This window comes from Pseudomonas brassicacearum subsp. brassicacearum (assembly GCF_008801605.1).
Lineage (GTDB): Bacteria > Pseudomonadota > Gammaproteobacteria > Pseudomonadales > Pseudomonadaceae > Aquipseudomonas > Aquipseudomonas brassicacearum.
Window position 1 is genome coordinate 58,118 of the sequence record NZ_VZPJ01000022.1, and the last position, 17,264, is coordinate 75,381.

General features: G+C 58.7%; 18 protein-coding genes. 8 read left to right on the top strand and 10 right to left on the bottom strand.

The window, feature by feature from the left end; translation table 11 throughout:
* Positions 1–84 precede the first annotated feature (84 nt).
* Positions 85–1,992 (bottom strand): esterase EstP, encoded by a 1,908-nt coding sequence (gene estP, locus F7R20_RS30000; RefSeq protein ID WP_081352589.1) that lies wholly within the window; start codon positions 1,990–1,992, stop codon positions 85–87.
* Between the two features lie 411 nt (positions 1,993–2,403).
* On the opposite strand from estP, the gene F7R20_RS30005 reads away from it, so the two are divergent.
* From F7R20_RS30005 to F7R20_RS30020, 4 genes are read left to right on the top strand one after another with little or no spacing between them, the layout of a single operon-like run.
* Complete coding sequence (locus F7R20_RS30005) at positions 2,404–2,997, top strand: aminodeoxychorismate/anthranilate synthase component II (RefSeq protein ID WP_003206137.1); 594 nt, start codon at positions 2,404–2,406, stop codon at positions 2,995–2,997.
* Positions 2,998–3,006: 9 nt separating this feature from the next.
* Positions 3,007–4,056 carry an anthranilate phosphoribosyltransferase gene (gene trpD / locus F7R20_RS30010; RefSeq protein WP_003206134.1) on the top strand — a complete coding sequence of 350 codons (1,050 nt, stop codon included), beginning with the start codon at positions 3,007–3,009 and terminating at the stop codon, positions 4,054–4,056.
* A complete protein-coding gene (gene trpC / locus F7R20_RS30015; protein WP_003206132.1) occupies positions 4,053–4,889 on the top strand; it encodes an indole-3-glycerol phosphate synthase TrpC in 837 nt (278 codons plus the stop codon). The genes trpD and trpC overlap by 4 nt, the downstream gene beginning before the upstream one ends.
* Positions 4,890–4,892: 3 nt before the next feature.
* On the top strand, positions 4,893–5,594 hold the full coding sequence (locus F7R20_RS30020; protein WP_003206130.1) for a lipoate--protein ligase family protein: 702 nt from the start codon (positions 4,893–4,895) through the stop codon (positions 5,592–5,594).
* Here the strand turns inward: F7R20_RS30020 and crp are convergent.
* Positions 5,591–6,235 carry a cAMP-activated global transcriptional regulator CRP gene (gene crp / locus F7R20_RS30025; protein ID WP_003206128.1) on the bottom strand — a complete coding sequence of 215 codons (645 nt, stop codon included), beginning with the start codon at positions 6,233–6,235 and terminating at the stop codon, positions 5,591–5,593. The two genes, F7R20_RS30020 and crp, sit on opposite strands and share 4 nt — an antisense overlap.
* A gap of 240 nt (positions 6,236–6,475) precedes the next feature.
* On the opposite strand from crp, the gene F7R20_RS30030 reads away from it, so the two are divergent.
* Positions 6,476–6,898, top strand: coding sequence for an OsmC family protein (locus tag F7R20_RS30030; RefSeq protein WP_003206127.1), 423 nt, complete (start codon positions 6,476–6,478; stop codon positions 6,896–6,898).
* Positions 6,899–7,011: 113 nt separating this feature from the next.
* Here F7R20_RS30030 and coq7 read toward each other — a convergent pair whose 3' ends face one another.
* The 6 genes from coq7 to hemJ form a co-directional block, all read right to left on the bottom strand.
* Positions 7,012–7,659 (bottom strand): 2-polyprenyl-3-methyl-6-methoxy-1,4-benzoquinone monooxygenase, encoded by a 648-nt coding sequence (gene coq7, locus F7R20_RS30035; protein ID WP_003206125.1) that lies wholly within the window; start codon positions 7,657–7,659, stop codon positions 7,012–7,014.
* A 75-nt stretch (positions 7,660–7,734) separates the two neighbouring features.
* Positions 7,735–8,073, bottom strand: a complete 339-nt coding sequence (locus F7R20_RS30040) for a histidine triad nucleotide-binding protein (protein ID WP_003206124.1) — start codon at positions 8,071–8,073, stop codon at positions 7,735–7,737.
* Between the two features lie 82 nt (positions 8,074–8,155).
* A complete protein-coding gene (locus F7R20_RS30045; protein ID WP_003206122.1) occupies positions 8,156–8,944 on the bottom strand; it encodes an SDR family NAD(P)-dependent oxidoreductase in 789 nt (262 codons plus the stop codon).
* A gap of 62 nt (positions 8,945–9,006) precedes the next feature.
* Complete coding sequence (locus F7R20_RS30050; protein ID WP_003206121.1) at positions 9,007–9,975, bottom strand: DUF805 domain-containing protein; 969 nt, start codon at positions 9,973–9,975, stop codon at positions 9,007–9,009.
* Between the two features lie 51 nt (positions 9,976–10,026).
* A complete protein-coding gene (locus F7R20_RS30055) occupies positions 10,027–10,995 on the bottom strand; it encodes an NAD(P)H-dependent flavin oxidoreductase (protein ID WP_003206119.1) in 969 nt (322 codons plus the stop codon).
* Positions 10,996–11,031: 36 nt separating this feature from the next.
* Positions 11,032–11,463: a protoporphyrinogen oxidase HemJ gene (gene hemJ / locus F7R20_RS30060; protein WP_003206117.1), complete on the bottom strand. Its 432-nt coding sequence runs from the start codon at positions 11,461–11,463 to the stop codon at positions 11,032–11,034.
* Positions 11,464–11,598: 135 nt separating this feature from the next.
* Between hemJ and argC the strand changes: the two genes are divergently transcribed.
* Entirely contained in the window at positions 11,599–12,633 is a 1,035-nt protein-coding gene (argC, locus tag F7R20_RS30065) for an N-acetyl-gamma-glutamyl-phosphate reductase (RefSeq protein ID WP_003206116.1), read from the top strand.
* A gap of 148 nt (positions 12,634–12,781) precedes the next feature.
* Positions 12,782–13,132: an iron-sulfur cluster insertion protein ErpA gene (gene erpA / locus F7R20_RS30070; RefSeq protein WP_003206114.1), complete on the top strand. Its 351-nt coding sequence runs from the start codon at positions 12,782–12,784 to the stop codon at positions 13,130–13,132.
* A gap of 66 nt (positions 13,133–13,198) precedes the next feature.
* Here erpA and F7R20_RS30075 read toward each other — a convergent pair whose 3' ends face one another.
* Together F7R20_RS30075 and F7R20_RS30080 are read right to left on the bottom strand one after the other, a co-directional pair.
* Positions 13,199–14,290, bottom strand: a complete 1,092-nt coding sequence (locus F7R20_RS30075) for an anhydro-N-acetylmuramic acid kinase (protein ID WP_013694343.1) — start codon at positions 14,288–14,290, stop codon at positions 13,199–13,201.
* A gap of 2 nt (positions 14,291–14,292) precedes the next feature.
* Entirely contained in the window at positions 14,293–15,711 is a 1,419-nt protein-coding gene (locus F7R20_RS30080) for a peptidoglycan DD-metalloendopeptidase family protein (protein ID WP_003206111.1), read from the bottom strand.
* Between the two features lie 212 nt (positions 15,712–15,923).
* Here F7R20_RS30080 and tyrS point away from each other — a divergent pair, with 212 nt between their 5' ends.
* Positions 15,924–17,123, top strand: a complete 1,200-nt coding sequence (gene tyrS, locus F7R20_RS30085; protein WP_003206110.1) for a tyrosine--tRNA ligase — start codon at positions 15,924–15,926, stop codon at positions 17,121–17,123.
* The last annotated feature ends 141 nt before the right edge of the window (positions 17,124–17,264 follow it).

Sequence of the window (17,264 nt, forward strand, 5' to 3'; positions counted from 1 at the left end):
CGCGATGAGGCCGTCATATTCAACCAATAGGTTGACTGACAGTCCGTAATCGCGAGCAAGCTCGCTCCCACAGTTTTTTCTCGATCAGAAATCCAGGCTAACGCCCAGGCTTACCCCTTGCTGGGTCATGTCATCATCCTTGCGCAGTGTATAACCACCCCGTAGCGCCAAGTCGTTGGTCAACTTGTGGCTGACCCCAAGGCTCAGGCGATTGAGGTGGCTCTGTGGCGTGTAGCCTTCCAGTGTGAAGTCGTTGGCCGGCAGGCTGTTGAGGGCGATGTTGACCTTTTGCGTGTCGTCTTCGTACTCGCGTTCGTGGGCATATTCGCCAAACACCTGGGTCTGGCGGGTGATGTTGTATTTGCCTTGCAAGCCAATGCCCAGGCGTTTCGAATCACGGGTCTGGTCATCGAAGGTCAGTGCTGTGGAACGGCTGCTCTTTTCCGAATAACCATCGACTTCCACCTTCGCATAGTCAGCGCTGATAAACGGCGAGAGGTGCCACTCGCTGCCCGGCTGGGCGATGTCGTAGCCCACCCGCGTGCTGAATGCCCATAGATGACCGTCCGTGTCGCCTTTCTCCTGCGCTTCGTTGACGCCCAGGTCGAACTTGCGCTCCAGGTTGTCGTAGTCGAGCTTGCCGCCGGTCAGTGCCGCATCGGCCCACCAGCGATTTTGCTGGAACTGGGCGAAAGCGGTCGCCAGGTAGCTGTTGAGCTTGTAGTCCGAATCGTTATGGCCTGCTTCCATGTCCTGGCGGTAGAAACCGGCGGCGACACCCACGCGCCACGCGTCGTTGAGGCGATAGCTGCCGCCAATGTTCAGGCTGTAGCCGCTGCCGTCGGCGCTGGCGCCGCTGTCCTGGCTGTCCAGGTCCAGATGCTGGCCGCCGCCTGCGACGATGGCTCGCCATTGGCCGACGGCCTGCCAGTTCTCCCAGTCCGATTGCCACTGGCTGCGCAACTCGTCCTGGTGGGCGCGTAGGGTCGAGTGGGCCATTTCCGGTAGCAACGTCAGCTCCCATGGTGCCGCGAGCAGGGAATAGGCGTAGTCGGCGATCAGTTTTTGTCCGGTTTCGGTCGGATGGACCGCGTCGTTGTAGATCAGCTTGGTGGGATCAGGCGTGGCGCTGTTGATGCCGTAGGTGGCGTTTTCCGTGCAGCCGTTGCCGCTGAAGCAGGTCGCGGTGAGGTTCTCCCCGGTGGCGAGGCCGAATCTTGCCGGGTCGGCGAAGCTTTCCTTCAGCAAAAGCGGAATGTTCAATGGAATGATTTCAGCGTCGATGCCTTGCAGTCGAGTGATCAGCTGTTGGTTGAACTGGTTGCCCAGTTGCGAAAAGGCGTCTTGCAAAGGACCGCCGTTGAGGGCCGGGGTCAGGCCCAGGTCGGGCAACAACCAGACCATCACATAGCGGGCACCGGCCGTTTGCAGCACCTGGACGCTGTCGGCCAGGCGGTCTGCGGCGGCGTTCGCTTGCTCGGGGGTCAGCACCCGACCTTGTAGGAAGTCGTTACCACCACCGGAAAGGTAATACAGCGCATTTGGATCGGCGCGCAGGCCATTGGACTGCAGATAGCCGGGACGGCTGCGCTCGCCGGTGTCGGACACGCCGGTAATCGATTCGAGGATCTGGTCGGTACGATAACCGCCCACCGCCCAGTTGTTGCCGTCTGCCAGCCCCTCGCTGGCGCGGACCGCCGAAGTGGAAGCGGCGGTCTCGTCAGCGGAATAACCCAGGCGCCTACCGAGCAGTTGGGTTGAGTTGGCGGAGTAGGCTTCGCCGCTGCCGTCGGTGTAGCTCGGACCGGTTCGGTTGGTATAGCGCTCGGTCGAGCCGGGCGGACCATTCGGGTCGGCGAACTGGCCAGCGTCGTTGAGGCTGTCACCGAACACGATGAACTTGGAATAAGGGTTGGGGCCGGCGTTCGCTTGGGCGCAGGCGAGCGCAAGCAGGCAACCAGCAATCGGTACGAACAACGTCTTCTTTGTCATGGGAAAGTCCGTTTTTATCTTATTGTTGTTAGAAAACGAAACGACAGTACCAAAAACTTCCGGCGTTTTGCCATCTATCCGGAACGTCGCGATTGTTTCAAAGCCCTTCGGGATCGGTCATATTGCGTGCTCCGCCCAGCTAAGCTACTGTGCCGGGACGTATGAACGAGACTTTCCCTGTGTCGATTGTCAGCAAACTTCTGGATCAAATGATCAAGGCTCACGCCCGCTGGCGTTGGCGCGCCTGAACATTCTCCGCCGGCCTTGCCGGACCTGTACCGATTTGCCTTCTTTACCCGCTTGTAGAGCCGCTTCGCAGGGGCATCACTTGCCTCGCCAAGCGCAGCAGCGTGCGGGTCACTCTCTGAAGGCTGTATTTAAAGTCAGTGAATTCAATAGGTTGCTTACGCCATGTTGCTGATGATCGATAACTACGACTCTTTTACCTACAACGTTGTGCAGTACCTCGGCGAGCTGGGCTCCGAAGTCAAGGTCGTGCGCAACGACGAATTGACCATCGCCGAAATCGAAGCCCTCAAGCCTGAGCGCATCGTGGTTTCGCCCGGCCCTTGCACGCCGACCGAAGCAGGCATCTCCATCGAAGCCATCAAATATTTCGCCGGCAAGCTGCCGATCCTCGGTGTCTGCCTGGGGCATCAGTCGATTGGCCAAGCGTTCGGCGGTGACGTGGTGCGCGCCCGACAGGTCATGCACGGTAAGACTAGCCCGGTATTCCACGAGGACAAGGGCGTGTTCGAGGGGCTGAATCATCCGCTCACCGTAACCCGCTACCATTCCCTGGTGGTCAAGCGCGAAACTCTGCCCGACTGCCTGGAGTTGACGGCCTGGACCCAGCTTGAGGATGGCTCGGTCGATGAAATCATGGGGCTGCGCCACAAGACGCTGAATATCGAGGGTGTGCAATTTCATCCCGAGTCTATTCTCACCGAACAGGGCCACGAACTGTTCGCCAACTTTCTCAAACAAACCGGCGGCACGCGCTAAGGACTTTTCATGGATATCAAGACAGCCCTGAGCCGTATCGTCGGCCATCTCGACCTGAGCACCGACGAGATGCGCGACGTGATGCGCGAAATCATGACCGGCCAATGCTCGGATGCGCAGATCGGCGCGTTCATGATGGCCATGCGCATGAAGAGTGAGAGCATCGATGAAATCGTGGGTGCGGTTTCGGCGATGCGTGAGCTGGCGGACAAGGTCGAACTCAAGACGCTGGACGGTGTGGTGGATGTGGTCGGTACCGGCGGTGACGGCGCCAATATCTTTAACGTTTCCACGGCCTCGTCGTTTGTCGTCGCGGCGGCCGGTTGCACCGTTGCCAAACACGGCAATCGGGCAGTTTCCGGCAAGAGCGGCAGTGCCGATCTGCTGGAGGCGGCCGGCATTTACCTGAACCTGACGCCGATCCAGGTGGCACGCTGCATCGATAACGTCGGCATCGGTTTCATGTTTGCCCAGACCCACCATAGCGCCATGAAACACGCTGCCGCGCCGCGCCGCGAGCTGGGGCTGCGTACGCTGTTCAACATGCTCGGCCCGCTTACGAATCCGGCCGGCGTGAAGCATCAGGTAGTCGGTGTGTTCAGCCAGGCGTTGTGCCGGCCATTGGCTGAAGTCTTGCAACGCCTGGGCAGCAAGCACGTACTGGTGGTCCATTCGAAGGATGGGCTGGATGAGTTCAGCCTGGCGGCGCCTACATTCGTGGCCGAACTAAAAAATGATCAGATCAGCGAGTATTGGGTCGAACCTGAAGACCTCGGCATGAAAAGCCAGAGCCTGCACGGGCTGGCAGTCGACAGCCCGGCCCAATCGCTGGAGCTGATTCGTGATGCCCTGGGGCGTCGCAAGACCGAGAATGGCCAGAAAGCTGCTGAGATGATCGTGCTCAATGCCGGTGCCGCGTTGTACGCCGCCGACCACGCCAGCAGCCTAAAGCAAGGCGTGGAACTGGCCCATGATGCGCTGCACACTGGCCTGGCCAGGGAAAAGCTCGAAGAGTTGGGTGCATTTACCGCCGTATTCAAAGTGGAGAACGAAGGATGAGCGTGCCAACGGTTCTGGAAAAAATTCTGGCTCGCAAGGCCCAGGAAGTGGCTGAGCGCAGCGCTCGGGTCAGTCTGGCCGAGCTGGAAAACCTGGCGCGTTCAGCGGATGCGCCGCGCGGCTTTGCCCAGGCTCTGATCGATCAGGCCAAGAAAAAACAGCCGGCGGTGATTGCCGAAATAAAGAAGGCGTCCCCCAGCAAGGGCGTGATTCGTGAGCACTTCGTCCCGGCCGAGATCGCGCGAAGCTACGAGAAGGGTGGTGCGACCTGCCTCTCGGTGCTGACCGACGTCGACTTTTTTCAAGGGGCCGACGACTACCTGAAGCAGGCGCGGGCGGCATGCAAGTTGCCGGTGATCCGCAAGGATTTCATGATCGACCCGTACCAGATCATCGAAGCGCGTGCGCTGGGCGCCGACTGCGTACTGTTGATCGTTTCCGCCTTGGACGACGTGAAAATGGCCGAACTGGCGGCCGTTGCCAAAAGCGTCGGGCTGGATGTCCTGGTGGAAGTCCACGACGGTGACGAGTTGGAGCGAGCCCTGAAAACCCTCGATACCAAACTGGTCGGCGTGAACAATCGCAACCTGCACACTTTCGAAGTGAGCCTGGAAACCACCCTGGACCTGTTGCCGCGCATTCCGCGCGATCGCCTGGTCATCACCGAAAGCGGCATCCTCAACCGGGCCGATGTCGAGCTGATGGAAGTCAGCGATGTGTACTCATTCCTGGTGGGCGAAGCGTTCATGCGCGCCGAGAACCCGGGTACGGAATTGCAGCGACTGTTCTTTCCTGAACGAGGCCTGCCGGTGAGCGGCTCGACGCTGGACTGATCCATGTCGCCTGTGATTTCCCTCACCGTCGAAGCTGGCCTGCAAGCCGAACAGGATCTGTTGGCCAGCATCTGCGCGGGCGACGCCGAGTTCGGCCTGCTGTTCTGGCAGCCCAACGATCGTGCGCTGGTGATGCCGCGTCGCTTGAGTCGCCTGCAGGGGTTTGAACACGCCTGTGAAGTATCGGCTGCTCATGGCTGGCCTGTCTTGTTGCGTGAAACGGGTGGCGAACCGGTGCCGCAGTCGGCCGCTACCGTCAATATCGCCCTGGTCTACGCACCACCACGCAGCGAAGGTGACCACGGACGTATCGAAACCGGGTATCGCCGGTTGTGCGATCCCATTTGTCAGCTGTTGGACGAGTTGGGCGGGGTGGCTTCGCTGGGAGAGGTGGAAGGGGCTTTTTGTGACGGGCGCTTCAACGTCAATCTCGACGGCCGGAAAATGGTGGGCACCGCTCAGCGCTGGCGCCAGAGCAAGGGTGGTCAACGTCCGGTGGGGCTGGTTCATGGCGCGCTTTTGCTGGAGAACGAGCGCGAGTCCATGGTCGCGGCAGTCAATCGCTTCAATGAGGCCTGTGGCCTGGAGCAGCGAGTGCGGGCCGAGAGCCATATTGCCCTGCATGAAAAATTCCCGACGCCTCACGCGCTGGAGCGGCTCGACGTTTTGTACCGGAAGCTGCTGACCAATCTGCTGGGCCCTTAACGCGTTCCGAACACCACCATGGTCTTGCCTTTGACGTTGACCAGGTTGCGCTCTTCCAGATCCTTGAGAACGCGACCGACCATTTCACGCGAACAACCGACAATCCGCCCAATCTCTTGGCGGGTCACCTTGATCTGCATGCCGTCCGGGTGGGTCATGGCATCGGGCTGCTTGCACAGTTCCAGCAGGCAACGTGCGACACGTCCGGTGACGTCGAAAAATGCGAGATCGCCGACCTTGCGGGTGGTATTGCGCAGGCGTTGTGCGATTTGTCCGCTCAGGACGTAAAGAATGTCCGGGTCTTGCAAGGACAGTTCTCGGAATTTGGCGTAGCTGATTTCCGCAACTTCACATTCAATCTTGGTCCGTACCCAGGCACTGCGCTCCTGCTCCTTGCCCGCCTGCTCGAACAACCCCAGCTCACCAAAAAAATCTCCGGAATTGAGGTAGGCGATGATCATTTCCCGGCCGTCGTCATCCTCTATCAGGATAGTGACCGAGCCCTTGATGATGAAAAACAGCGTCTCGGAACGATCTCCCGCACAAATGATGTTGTGTTTGGCTGGATAGCGGCGGCGCTGGCAATGCATCAAGAGTTTGTCGAGATTCTTGATCTTGAACGTGGGAGTAATGGCAACCATGGTTGTATCCCGAAAGACTGCGCAGTGTGATGGTTTGATTTTTTTATAGACGCGAATGGCTATCGCTAAAAGCTGGCCATGCGCCAGCGAGTTGGCGTATGGCCAGCTTAACAGAGGCGTCCTCAATTGATTTGAGAATTTACCTACATGCTGGCAGGTCAGGTCTCCTAAGACGCAGAGCAGTCATGCCGGAGCGCTGTGCTAAGCTGGCGACCCTTTTTTAACAGTGGAGTCTTGGCGATGAAGGCACGCATCCAATGGGCTGGCGAAGCCATGTTCCTCGGTGAGTCAGGCAGTGGTCATGTGGTCGTCATGGACGGCCCGCCAGAGGCCGGTGGGCGGAACCTCGGTGTTCGGCCGATGGAAATGCTCCTGCTGGGCGTGGGCGGTTGCAGCAACTTTGACGTGGTCAGCATTCTTAAAAAGTCCCGCCAGGCCGTCGAAAGCTGCGAAGCTTTCCTGGAGGCAGAACGCGCCACTGAAGATCCCAAAGTGTTTACCAAGATCCACATGCACTTCGTGGTGAAGGGGCGAGCCCTGAAGGAAGCTCAGGTCAAGCGCGCCATTGAGCTGTCCGCCGAGAAATACTGCTCGGCTTCGATCATGCTTGGCGCCGCCGGGGTCGAAATCACCCACGATTATGAAATCATCGAGTTGGGTTGAGTCGATAGCTGGCTGGCCGTATTGAAGTTTTCGGACAGAAAAAAGGCGACTTCCCTTGGGGGAGTCGCCTTTTTAATTTCCGTGGGAATGAGCTAGTAAGTCCCCAATTGCCGTCAAATCCGATAAGTGCTCTTGGTCATGACCTTGGCCAGCAGGCTCATGCCGAACTTGACCGGGGCCGGAAAACGGAAGCCACCGGCCTCAAGCGCACTCTCGGCATGGTGTTCCTCATCCACGCGCATCTGCTCAAGGATTGCCCGGGATTTTTCATCTTCGGCTGGCAGCTGGTCGAGATGTTCATTCAAATGCTTGCACACTTGATGTTCGGTCGCCGCAACGAAACCGAGGCTGACTTTGTCGCTGATCAGCCCGGCAACGGCGCCTATTCCGAATGACATCCCATAGAACAGCGGGTTCAGGACGCTGGTATGGCTGCCCAGCTGGCGAATCCGTTGTTCACACCAGACCAGATGGTCGATTTCTTCCTCGGCGGCATGCTCCATTGCTTCACGCACTTGCGGTAGCTTCGCTGTCAGCGCCTGGCCCTGATACAGCGCCTGGGCACAGACTTCGCCGGTGTGGTTGATACGCATCAGTCCGGCGACGTGGCGGGTTTGCTCGTCACTCAGTTGCGCGTCTGGTTGCACGATAGCCGGTGATGGGCGGTACGGCTGGCCACTGAAGGGCAGCAGCGTGCGCATCGCGGTATCAGCTTGCAGCAACAGACGGTCAATCGGCGAGTAGTGACGTTGGGTAGTCATGCTTACCTCCGGGAAAAATCACAGCGGCCAGTTTAACCCAATCGACCGCCGAAGATTTGCGTTGGGTCAGGGGTATCAGCCCGGCGGCCAGTTCATCTGGCGCTGCCCCAGCACATGCATATGAATGTGATAGACCGTTTGCCCACCCAGTTCATTGCAATTCATCACCACGCGAAAACCTTCTTCACAGCCCAATTCAAGCGCCAGGCGCTGAGCAGTGAACAAAATGTGTCCAGCCAGGCCTTTGTCTTCTTCGGCCAGGTCATTGAGGGTGCGGATCGGTTTTTTCGGTATGACCAAAAAATGTACAGGCGCCTGTGGGGCGATGTCGTGGAAGGCCAATACCTGGTCATCCTCGTAAATGATCTTCGCCGGGATTTCCCGGTTGATGATCTTGGTGAACAGAGTATCCACAGCTGTTTTCTCCGTTGGGTTCGTCGAGGTCGGGTGTCTTGAAGGCTCCGGTTGAGGTGCCTGGTTGTTCAACTTGAAGGGATCAGCGCGGGCAATAAGCCTTGTTGATCATGCCGGCGATGGTTCGGACCAGCCATCGCGACCCCAGTCGCGGCAGCGCGGCCAGCCAGCGGTTGCGGCGTCCGGGAATGATGATGGCGCGGTTGCGGTCCAGCGCGCGCACGGCGTACAGGGCCACCTCTTCCGGGCTCATCAGCAACTTGCTGTCGATGAGCTTCTGTTCGTCCATCTGCGCTCTGGAAAAGAAGCCGGTCCGGGTTGGGCCAGGGCAAAGCACCGAGACCTTGATCGCGCATTTCTTCAGCTCAACCCGCAGGGCTTCGGAGAAGTGCAGCACATAGGCCTTGCTGGCGTAATAGGTACTCATCCAGGGGCCGGGCTGGAACGCGGCAATCGAGGCGACGTTGAGGATCTGGCCGCCGCCAAGCAGTGCCATGCTGTTGCCGATGGCATGACAAAGCCGTGTCAGGGCGAGGATGTTGACTTCGATCAGGTCCTGCTCGGTCATCCAGTCCTGGCCCAGGAACGGCCCGCTGGTGCCGATGCCTGCGCAATTGACCAACAGGTCGATCTGCCGCTCACCTTCCTCCAGTTCCAGGAGAAAGCCTGAAAGCCTCAGCGGTTCTCCCAGGTCGCAGGCCCGGAACAACACCTCTACGCCAAACCGCTGAGTCAGTTCGATTGCAATACTTTCCAGCCGATCACGCTGTCGAGCCACCAGTATCAGGTTGCGGCCGCGCCGGGCCAGCGCTTCGGCCATGGCCAGGCCAATGCCGCTGGAAGCGCCAGTGATCAGTGCGTAACGGGTCATGCAGTTCTCCATCGCAACAGCCCGCCGCCAGTTGACTGGGCTGTCACCGGCATGAAGCGCGCTTATTGTTCCTCTTCTTCTTCATAGTCTACAGAAGGCGAGGCGGGCTCGGCTGCCTCGACAGCTGGTTCTTCGGTGGTTTCGTTGCTGGACTCGCTGCTTTCATAGCTGCTCAGGCTGCTGCTGTCGTAGTCCTCCTGGAGGGCTCCGAAGATGCCGGCAAAGGTAGCCAGGAAAATCAGGACGATCATCACAAGCCAAAGCGACGCCAGCAATTTGACCGCGGTGGTATTGCGCGGTGGCGGCGGACCATACTGGTTTGCACCGGTATTGCCTGGGGCGATGATCAGGATGAACGGGAAAATGCTGCCCACGAATGGAACGAGGTTGACCAGCCACAACCACCCCGACCAGCCGAGGTCATGCAGGCGCTGGACGTTGAACTGGATGCTCACGAAGGCAAAGGCAAGTACAACGGCTGCGCCGAGCAGGCCGCCGACGACCAGCGCAGCTATCGAGTCGGAAGCCAGCAGCCAGGCCGTGGCCAACCAGAAGCCCAGGCCGACCAAGGGCAGCATGGCCAGGGTCAACACCATGGTCCAGGCCAGGTAGCGCAAACGCCCGATACGTCCGTCGAAGCTGAAGGGTTTTAGCGTGCTGTACTCGGCGAGCGCTTCACCCACTTCGGCGCGGGGAGGCGCGTACGGCGAGACGGGGTCGACGATCGGCTCTGGATGGCGTCCACCCGGCTGTTGCGGCGACTCCTGTACTTCGCCAAGGCTCAGTTGGAGGGCGGCGGGTTCTGCTTCGATCCGGGCGTCGATGCCGCTCTTGTTGAGCGCTTCCAGGTACTGCTGGGCTTCGCTCTGGGACAGGTTGCTCTTAAGGGCAACCTTGCGACCGGTGAACAGTCGTTCAATGGCGCTGATGTCGCTTTTGAACAGTTCGGCGAGGTTGAGTTTGGCGGTGGTGGTATCGACGCCCGGCATCAGGCCTCCGTCGAATACGATGTTGAAACGGGTTTCGCTCATGCCCGGCATCCTTGTCTCTGAAAGTTAAGTAACTGTTTTTTTAGGGTCGCTTCAACGGGGCCATTGCCCGCCAAGCTGCGCCGCCCGGGCATGTGCCTGACGGTATTCTTCATCCAGGCGTGCCACCAACTGATCGACGCTGGGCAAATCATCGATTTCACCCACGCCCTGGCCAGCGGACCATACGGTTTTCCAGGCCTTGGCTTCATCGTTCAGCGGTTTGAGTTTCGAGCCAAAATCCACCTCGCCCTTGTTCTGCAGGGCGGTCAGATCGAAACCGGCATTCTCCAGGCTCTGACGCATGAAGCTGGCCGGCACTCCGGATACAGCGGGAGTATGCACGATGTCTGCGGCTCTGGATGTGAGCAACATCTCTTTATAAGCGTCAGGGGCGTGGCTTTCGCTCGTAGCGATAAAGCGCGTACCGAAGTAGGCCAGATCGGCGCCGAGCAATTGTGCGGCCAGAATCTGATGACCGTGGTTCAGGCATCCTGCAAGCAGCACGGTTTTGTCGAAAAACTGCCGGATCTCGGCGACTAGTGAAAACGGGCTCCACGTTCCGGCGTGCCCGCCTGCTCCGGCGGCAACGGCGATCAAGCCATCGACACCGGCTTCGGCGGCTTTCTCGGCATGACGCCGGGTCGTCACGTCATGGAACACCAGTCCGCCATAAGCATGGACGGCATCCACCAACTCCTTCACCGCGCCCAGGCTGGTGATGACGATCGGCACCTTGTGTTCGATGCAGATGGCCAAGTCGGCCTGAAGCCGCGGGTTGCTGTGATGGACGATCAGGTTCACAGCGTAGGGTGCCGGATTCTCCAGGGTCGCCAGGCCTGCTTCGATTTCCTCGAGCCAGGCCTTGAAGCCACTGCTCTCGCGCTGGTTCAACGCCGGAAAACTGCCAACGATGCCGTTGCGGCAGCAGGCCAGCACCAGTTGCGGACTGGAAATCAGGAACATTGGCGCTGCCACGACGGGCAGGCGCAAGCGTTGTTCAAGCAGAGCGGGCAACGACATCGCAAGTACCCCGGATAATGGATGCTGCATTGGAAATTAGAACGGTCGGACGACGACCAGAATTACGATAGCCAGCAATATCAGAACCGGCACTTCATTGAACCAGCGATAAAAGACATGGCTGCGGGTGTTTTCGCCACGGGCGAAGCGCTTCACTTGGGCGCCGCACATATGGTGGTAGCCGATCAGCAGCACGACCAGGGTCAGCTTGGCGTGCATCCAGCCACCTTGAGTGAAATAGGCGCCGGCGTTGAGGCTGAGCAGCCAGATGCCGAACACCAGGGTGGCAATCATCGCCGGGCCCATGATGCCGCGGTACAACTTGCGCTCCATGACGCTGAAACGTTCTTTGCTGACGCTGTCCTCGCTTTGGGCGTGATAGACAAACAGGCGAGGCAGGTAGAACAGGCCGGCGAACCAGCAGACCATGCTGACGATGTGAAGTGCTTTGAGCCACAGATAGAGCATTTTTAGTTATTCCCAGGATTCACGGTAGCCCGATAGTAGAGGTTAGAGCGTCCGCACGTCACCTTGGCGGTTGTCGCCGGGCCCTGCGGCCCCTATCATCGACGGCTTTCCAGTGGGTTCGTTGAGGGCAGGTTTATGGTCAAGGTCGGTATCGTCGGCGGCACGGGGTACACCGGTGTCGAACTGCTGCGTCTATTGGCACAGCATCCGCAAGCTGAGGTGGTGGTCATCACTTCCCGATCCGAGGCCGGCCTGGCCGTCGCCGACATGTACCCGAACCTGCGCGGCCATTACGACGGCCTGGCGTTCAGCGTTCCGGACATCAAGACCCTCGGCGCCTGCGATGTGGTGTTCTTCGCCACGCCCCACGGTGTTGCCCACGCCCTGGCGGGTGAACTGCTGGCCGCCGGGACCAAGGTCATCGACCTGTCGGCGGACTTCCGTCTGCAGGACGCCGATGAATGGGCCAAGTGGTACGGTCAGCCCCACGGCGCGCCGGATCTGCTCGACGAGGCGGTCTACGGCTTGCCGGAAGTCAATCGCGAGAAAATCAAGCAGGCGCGACTGATCGCGGTACCGGGTTGCTATCCGACGGCAACTCAGCTGGGGTTCCTGCCGCTGCTCGAGGCCGGTCTTGCCGACGCTTCGCGTCTGATTGCCGACTGCAAGTCCGGTGTCAGTGGTGCCGGGCGTGGCGCCAGTGTCGGTTCGCTTTACTCCGAGACGTCGGAAAGCATGAAGGCGTACGCGGTCAAGGGGCATCGTCATCTGCCGGAAATTCGCCAGGGATTGCGCCGGGCCGCGGGCAAGGAGGTCGGCCTGACCTTCGTGCCGCACCTGACGCCGATGATTCGTGGCATCCACTCCACTCTGTATGCAACCGTCGTCGATCGTTCGGTGGACCTGCAGGCTTTGTTTGAAAAGCGCTACGCCAACGAACCGTTCGTCGACGTAATGCCGGCCGGCAGCCATCCGGAAACCCGCAGCGTGCGCGGTGCGAACGTTTGCCGGATCGCCGTGCATCGTCCACAGGACGGTGATCTGGTGGTGGTGTTGTCGGTCATCGATAACCTGGTCAAGGGCGCGTCCGGCCAGGCAGTGCAGAACCTGAACATCCTGTTCGGGCTGGATGAGCGCCTGGGGCTGTCCCATGCAGGGATGTTACCGTAACGGCAGTCACTCGTTTCAAGTTGGCAGCTACAAGCTTGAGGCTTGTAGTCGCCGCTGCTCTTCTAAATAGTTGACCGATTTTCTAGGAGAAGCGGATAATGCCCGCCATCACGCATTATGGCGGCGTAAGCGCCGGGAGATATTCAGCATGAGCGTCGAAACCTTCACCCCCACGGCTTTGCAATTCACCCACGGTGCCGCGCACAAGGTGAAGAGCCTGGTCGATGAAGAGGGCAATGATCGTTTGAAGCTGCGCGTGTTTGTAACGGGCGGCGGTTGTTCCGGTTTCCAGTACGGTTTCACTTTTGATGAAGAAGTGGCTGACGATGACACCATCGTCGAGCGCGAAGGGGTCAGCCTGGTGGTCGATCCGATGAGCTTCCAGTACCTGGCAGGTGCCGAGGTGGATTACCAGGAAGGCCTGGAAGGCTCGCGGTTCGTGATCAAGAACCCAAACGCGACCACGACCTGTGGGTGCGGTTCTTCGTTCTCGATCTGAGTGCTTCAATAAAAAAGCCGCAGTGCCTTAGGGCCCTGCGGCTTTTTTTGTCCGTAATTATTGGATTCAGGCCGGGTAGATGGCGCCGAGTATGCGCAGCCCGCGTGCGCCGGTGACACTTGGGCGGTTGCCTGGAATACCTTCAAGACAACAATGGGCAAGCCAGGCGAAAGCCATGGCTTCAACCCAATCCGGGTCTACGCCGTACACCGCCGTACTGCTGACTTTGGCATTCGGCAGCAAGTCAGCCAGGCGCTGCATGAGCGCCTGGTTGTGCGCGCCGCCGCCACAGACCAGCAACTCTTGAGTATTGGACTGGGCATGTTGGAGGGATTCGACGATGGTCAGGGCTGTCAGTTCGAGCAACGTTGCCTGCACGTCTTCCGAGGCGAAGGCTGGCAACTGCGACAAATGCTGTGTCAGCCAAGGCAGGTTGAATACTTCGCGCCCGGTACTTTTTGGACCCTTGGTGACAAAGAAGGGATCGCTGAGCAGTGCCTTGAGCAAGACAGGTTCGACTTTCCCGCTGGCAGCCCATTGACCGTCGCGATCGAAATGGTCGCCTCGTTGTTGGTGTATCCAGGCATCGAGCAATACGTTGCCCGGGCCACAGTCGAAACCGGCTACTGGTTTTGCGGGCTCTATCAGGCTGAGATTGCTGAAACCGCCGACATTCAGCACGGCACGATTGCCGACTCGCTCTTCGAACAATGCTTCGTGAAACGCCGGAACCAGCGGGGCACCTTGTCCACCGGCGGCGACGTCGCGGCTGCGGAAATCGCTGACGACGGCGATACCGGTCAACTCGCTCAACAAGGCCGGGTTGCCAATCTGTACGGTAAACCCGCGGGCTGGTTCATGGCGGATGGTCTGGCCGTGGCTGCCGACCGCCGTGATGTCTTCAGGCTTGAGTTTCTGTTCGTTGAGCAGGGTATGGATACCCTGTGCAGCCAGCTTCACCCAGCTTTGCTGGGCAATGGCGGAGCGGGCGATCTCATCGGGCCCACTGCTGCACAATCCGAGCAATTCGGTGCGCAGGGCGGCGGGCATAGGAATGTAGTGCGTGGCGATCAGTTTGATCGCCGGGGTCAGTTCGATCAGTGCGATATCCAAGCCATCCAGGCTGGTCCCGGACATCACACCGATATAGAGCGCCATGCTTAGCGCTTGCTCGAGGCCAGCATGGTGGCTTTCTCTTGATCCATGCGAGCCATCAAGGGTTGGCTTTGAGCCAGGAAGCGCGCGCGCTCGGCCTTGGCGATCGGATCGGCCATCGGCAGTTTCTGGCCTAGCGGGTCGACGTGGACGCCATTGACCTGGAATTCATAATGCAAGTGCGGGCCAGTGGACAGGCCCGTAGTGCCGATGTATCCAATAACCTGGCCTTGCTTGACGGTACCACCCGTCTTCACGCCTTTGGCGAAGCCCTGCATGTGGCCGTACAGCGTGCGATAGGTATTGCCGTGCTGGATGATCACGGTGTTGCCATAACCGCCACGACGTCCGGCCAGCAATACCTTGCCGTCGCCGGCGGCCTTGATTGGCGTACCACGGGGGGCGGCGTAGTCGACACCTTTATGGGCGCGGATCTTGTTCAGGATTGGATGCTTGCGACCGGCGGAGAACTTCGAGCTGATACGGGCGAAATCAACCGGTGTACGGATGAAGGCCTTGCGCATGCTGTTGCCATCGGCGGTGTAGTAGCTGCTGTTGCCTTGCTTGTTGGTGTAGCGCACTGCGGTGTACGTCTTGCCGCGGTTGGTGAAGCGCGCGGAAAGAATCGGACCGTTGCCGACGCTCTTACCATTGACCACTTTCTGCTCATAGATGATGTCGAATTCGTCGCCCTGGCGAATGTCCTGAGCGAAGTCGATGTCGTAGCCAAATACACTGGCCATGTCCATGGTCAGGCTATGGGAAAGGCCGGCACGAGCAGCCGACTGGGACAATGAGCTGTTGATGACGCCATGAACGTAAGCCGAGCGAACGGTAGGCTTGGCGGTGACGCGGTTAAATACATAACCCTTGTCGTTTTTGGTCAGGGTGATGCTTTCCAGGTCGCTCAGCTTGGTGTGCAGGTTGGTCAGCTGTCCGTCTGGATTGAGTTCGAATTCGAGTTTCTGGCCGCGCTGCAGTTGAGTGAACTGCTTGGCTTGCTTGTCGCTGGCCAGGATTTCATGGACCGAAGTCGAGGGCAGGCCAACCTTTTCGAAGAGAGTGGAAAGTGTGTCGCCCTTGGCCACAATCACTTCGCGATGGTCTGGTCCTTTCTTTTCTTCTGCAACAGGCGCTTCTGCCTGAGCTGCGGTCTCTGTGGTGTCTTGCGGGCTGTTTTCAATCTGCGCAAAAGGAGAGGCGGCCGGTTCGTTTGTGGCTTGAACGGCTTCGGCGGCGTCTTGTTCTTGTGTCAGTTGTTCAGCAGGACTTTCCAGTTCAAGACTCAGAGTCGTCTTTTTGGCTTCAACATCGCTGGAGGGAAACACCAGGAGCGCCAGGCTAAGGAGGGCTGCGATGCCACTTGCGGCAAGCAGGTGGGTCTTTGGGTAAAGCGGTGGCGCTTTAGACGGTTCTGTGGTCATAGGTAATTTTGACTTTTGAAAAGATGAATTGGAAAAGATGAATGACATGATGAAGATGAAATAACTGTATAAAATATAACCAAAACCCCTGCGAAGCAAGCCCGCGGACGCTCTGTTCTGTGGATTGGTGTCCGTGCGCCGGGCAAACCTTGTATTTGGTGCGCGATCTTGTATGGTTGGGGCCCTTTAAATCTGAGCCTTACGGGTCTGTTATGAAGTCGGTCGAAGAGCAGCTAGCGCTGATCAAACGTGGTGCGGAAGAACTGTTGGTCGAGTCCGAGCTGATCGAAAAGCTCAAGCGCGGGCAACCGCTGCGTATCAAGGCTGGTTTCGATCCGACGGCGCCCGATCTGCACCTGGGTCATACCGTGCTTATTAATAAGCTGCGCCAGTTCCAGGATCTGGGGCACCAGGTCATCTTCCTTATAGGTGACTTCACCGGGATGATTGGTGATCCAAGCGGCAAGAGTGCTACGCGCCCACCGCTGACTCGTGAGCAGGTTCTCGATAACGCCGAGACCTACAAGACTCAGGTTTTCAAGATTCTTGATCCGGCCAAGACCGAAGTGGCTTTCAACTCCACTTGGATGGACCAGATGGGGCCGGCGGATTTCATTCGCCTGACGTCTCAATACACCGTGGCTCGTATGCTCGAGCGCGATGATTTCGACAAGCGCTATAAGTCCAATCAGCCAATTGCCATTCATGAGTTCCTCTACCCGCTTGTACAGGGCTATGACTCGGTCGCGTTGCGCGCGGACGTTGAACTCGGCGGTACTGACCAGAAGTTCAACCTGTTGATGGGGCGTGAGTTGCAGCGTGGTTATGGCCAGGAGGCGCAGTGCATTCTGACCATGCCATTGCTCGAAGGTCTGGATGGCGTGAAGAAGATGTCCAAATCGCTGGGCAACTACGTCGGTATCCAGGAAGCGCCAGGCGTCATGTACAGCAAGCTGGTCTCCATTCCTGATGTGCTGATGTGGCGCTACTTCGAGCTGTTGAGCTTCCGGTCCATGGATGAAATCAATGCGTTCCGTGCCGATGTCGAGGCAGGGGCCAATCCGCGCGACATCAAGATCAAGCTGGCCGAAGAAATTGTTGCTCGTTTCCATGGTGAGGAGGCTGCGGCCAGTGCTCATCGTGCGGCGGGTAATCGTATGAAGGATGGCGAACTGCCGGACGATCTGCCGGAGATCGAGCTGACTGCTGCCGAGGATATGCCGATTGCGGCAGTCCTTAATAAAGCAGGCCTGGTCAAGAATGCTGCGGTGGCGCGAGACCTCCTGGGTTCGGGTGGTGTGCGTATAGATGGTGAGGTTGTGGATCGCACCTATATATATGAGCTGGGCTCTACTCATGTATGCCAGGCCGGCAAGAAGGCTTTCGCGCGTATTACGCTGAAATCCGAATAAAGCTGAAAATAGGTGTTGACGGCAGATTCTGGAAGTCTATAATTCGCCCCACTTCCGGCGCAGTCGAAACGGAAAACTCCTTGATATTCAATGAGTTAAGTAGGTTTCGAAGGTGCTGGGCTTCAGTTCATCGAAGCCCGG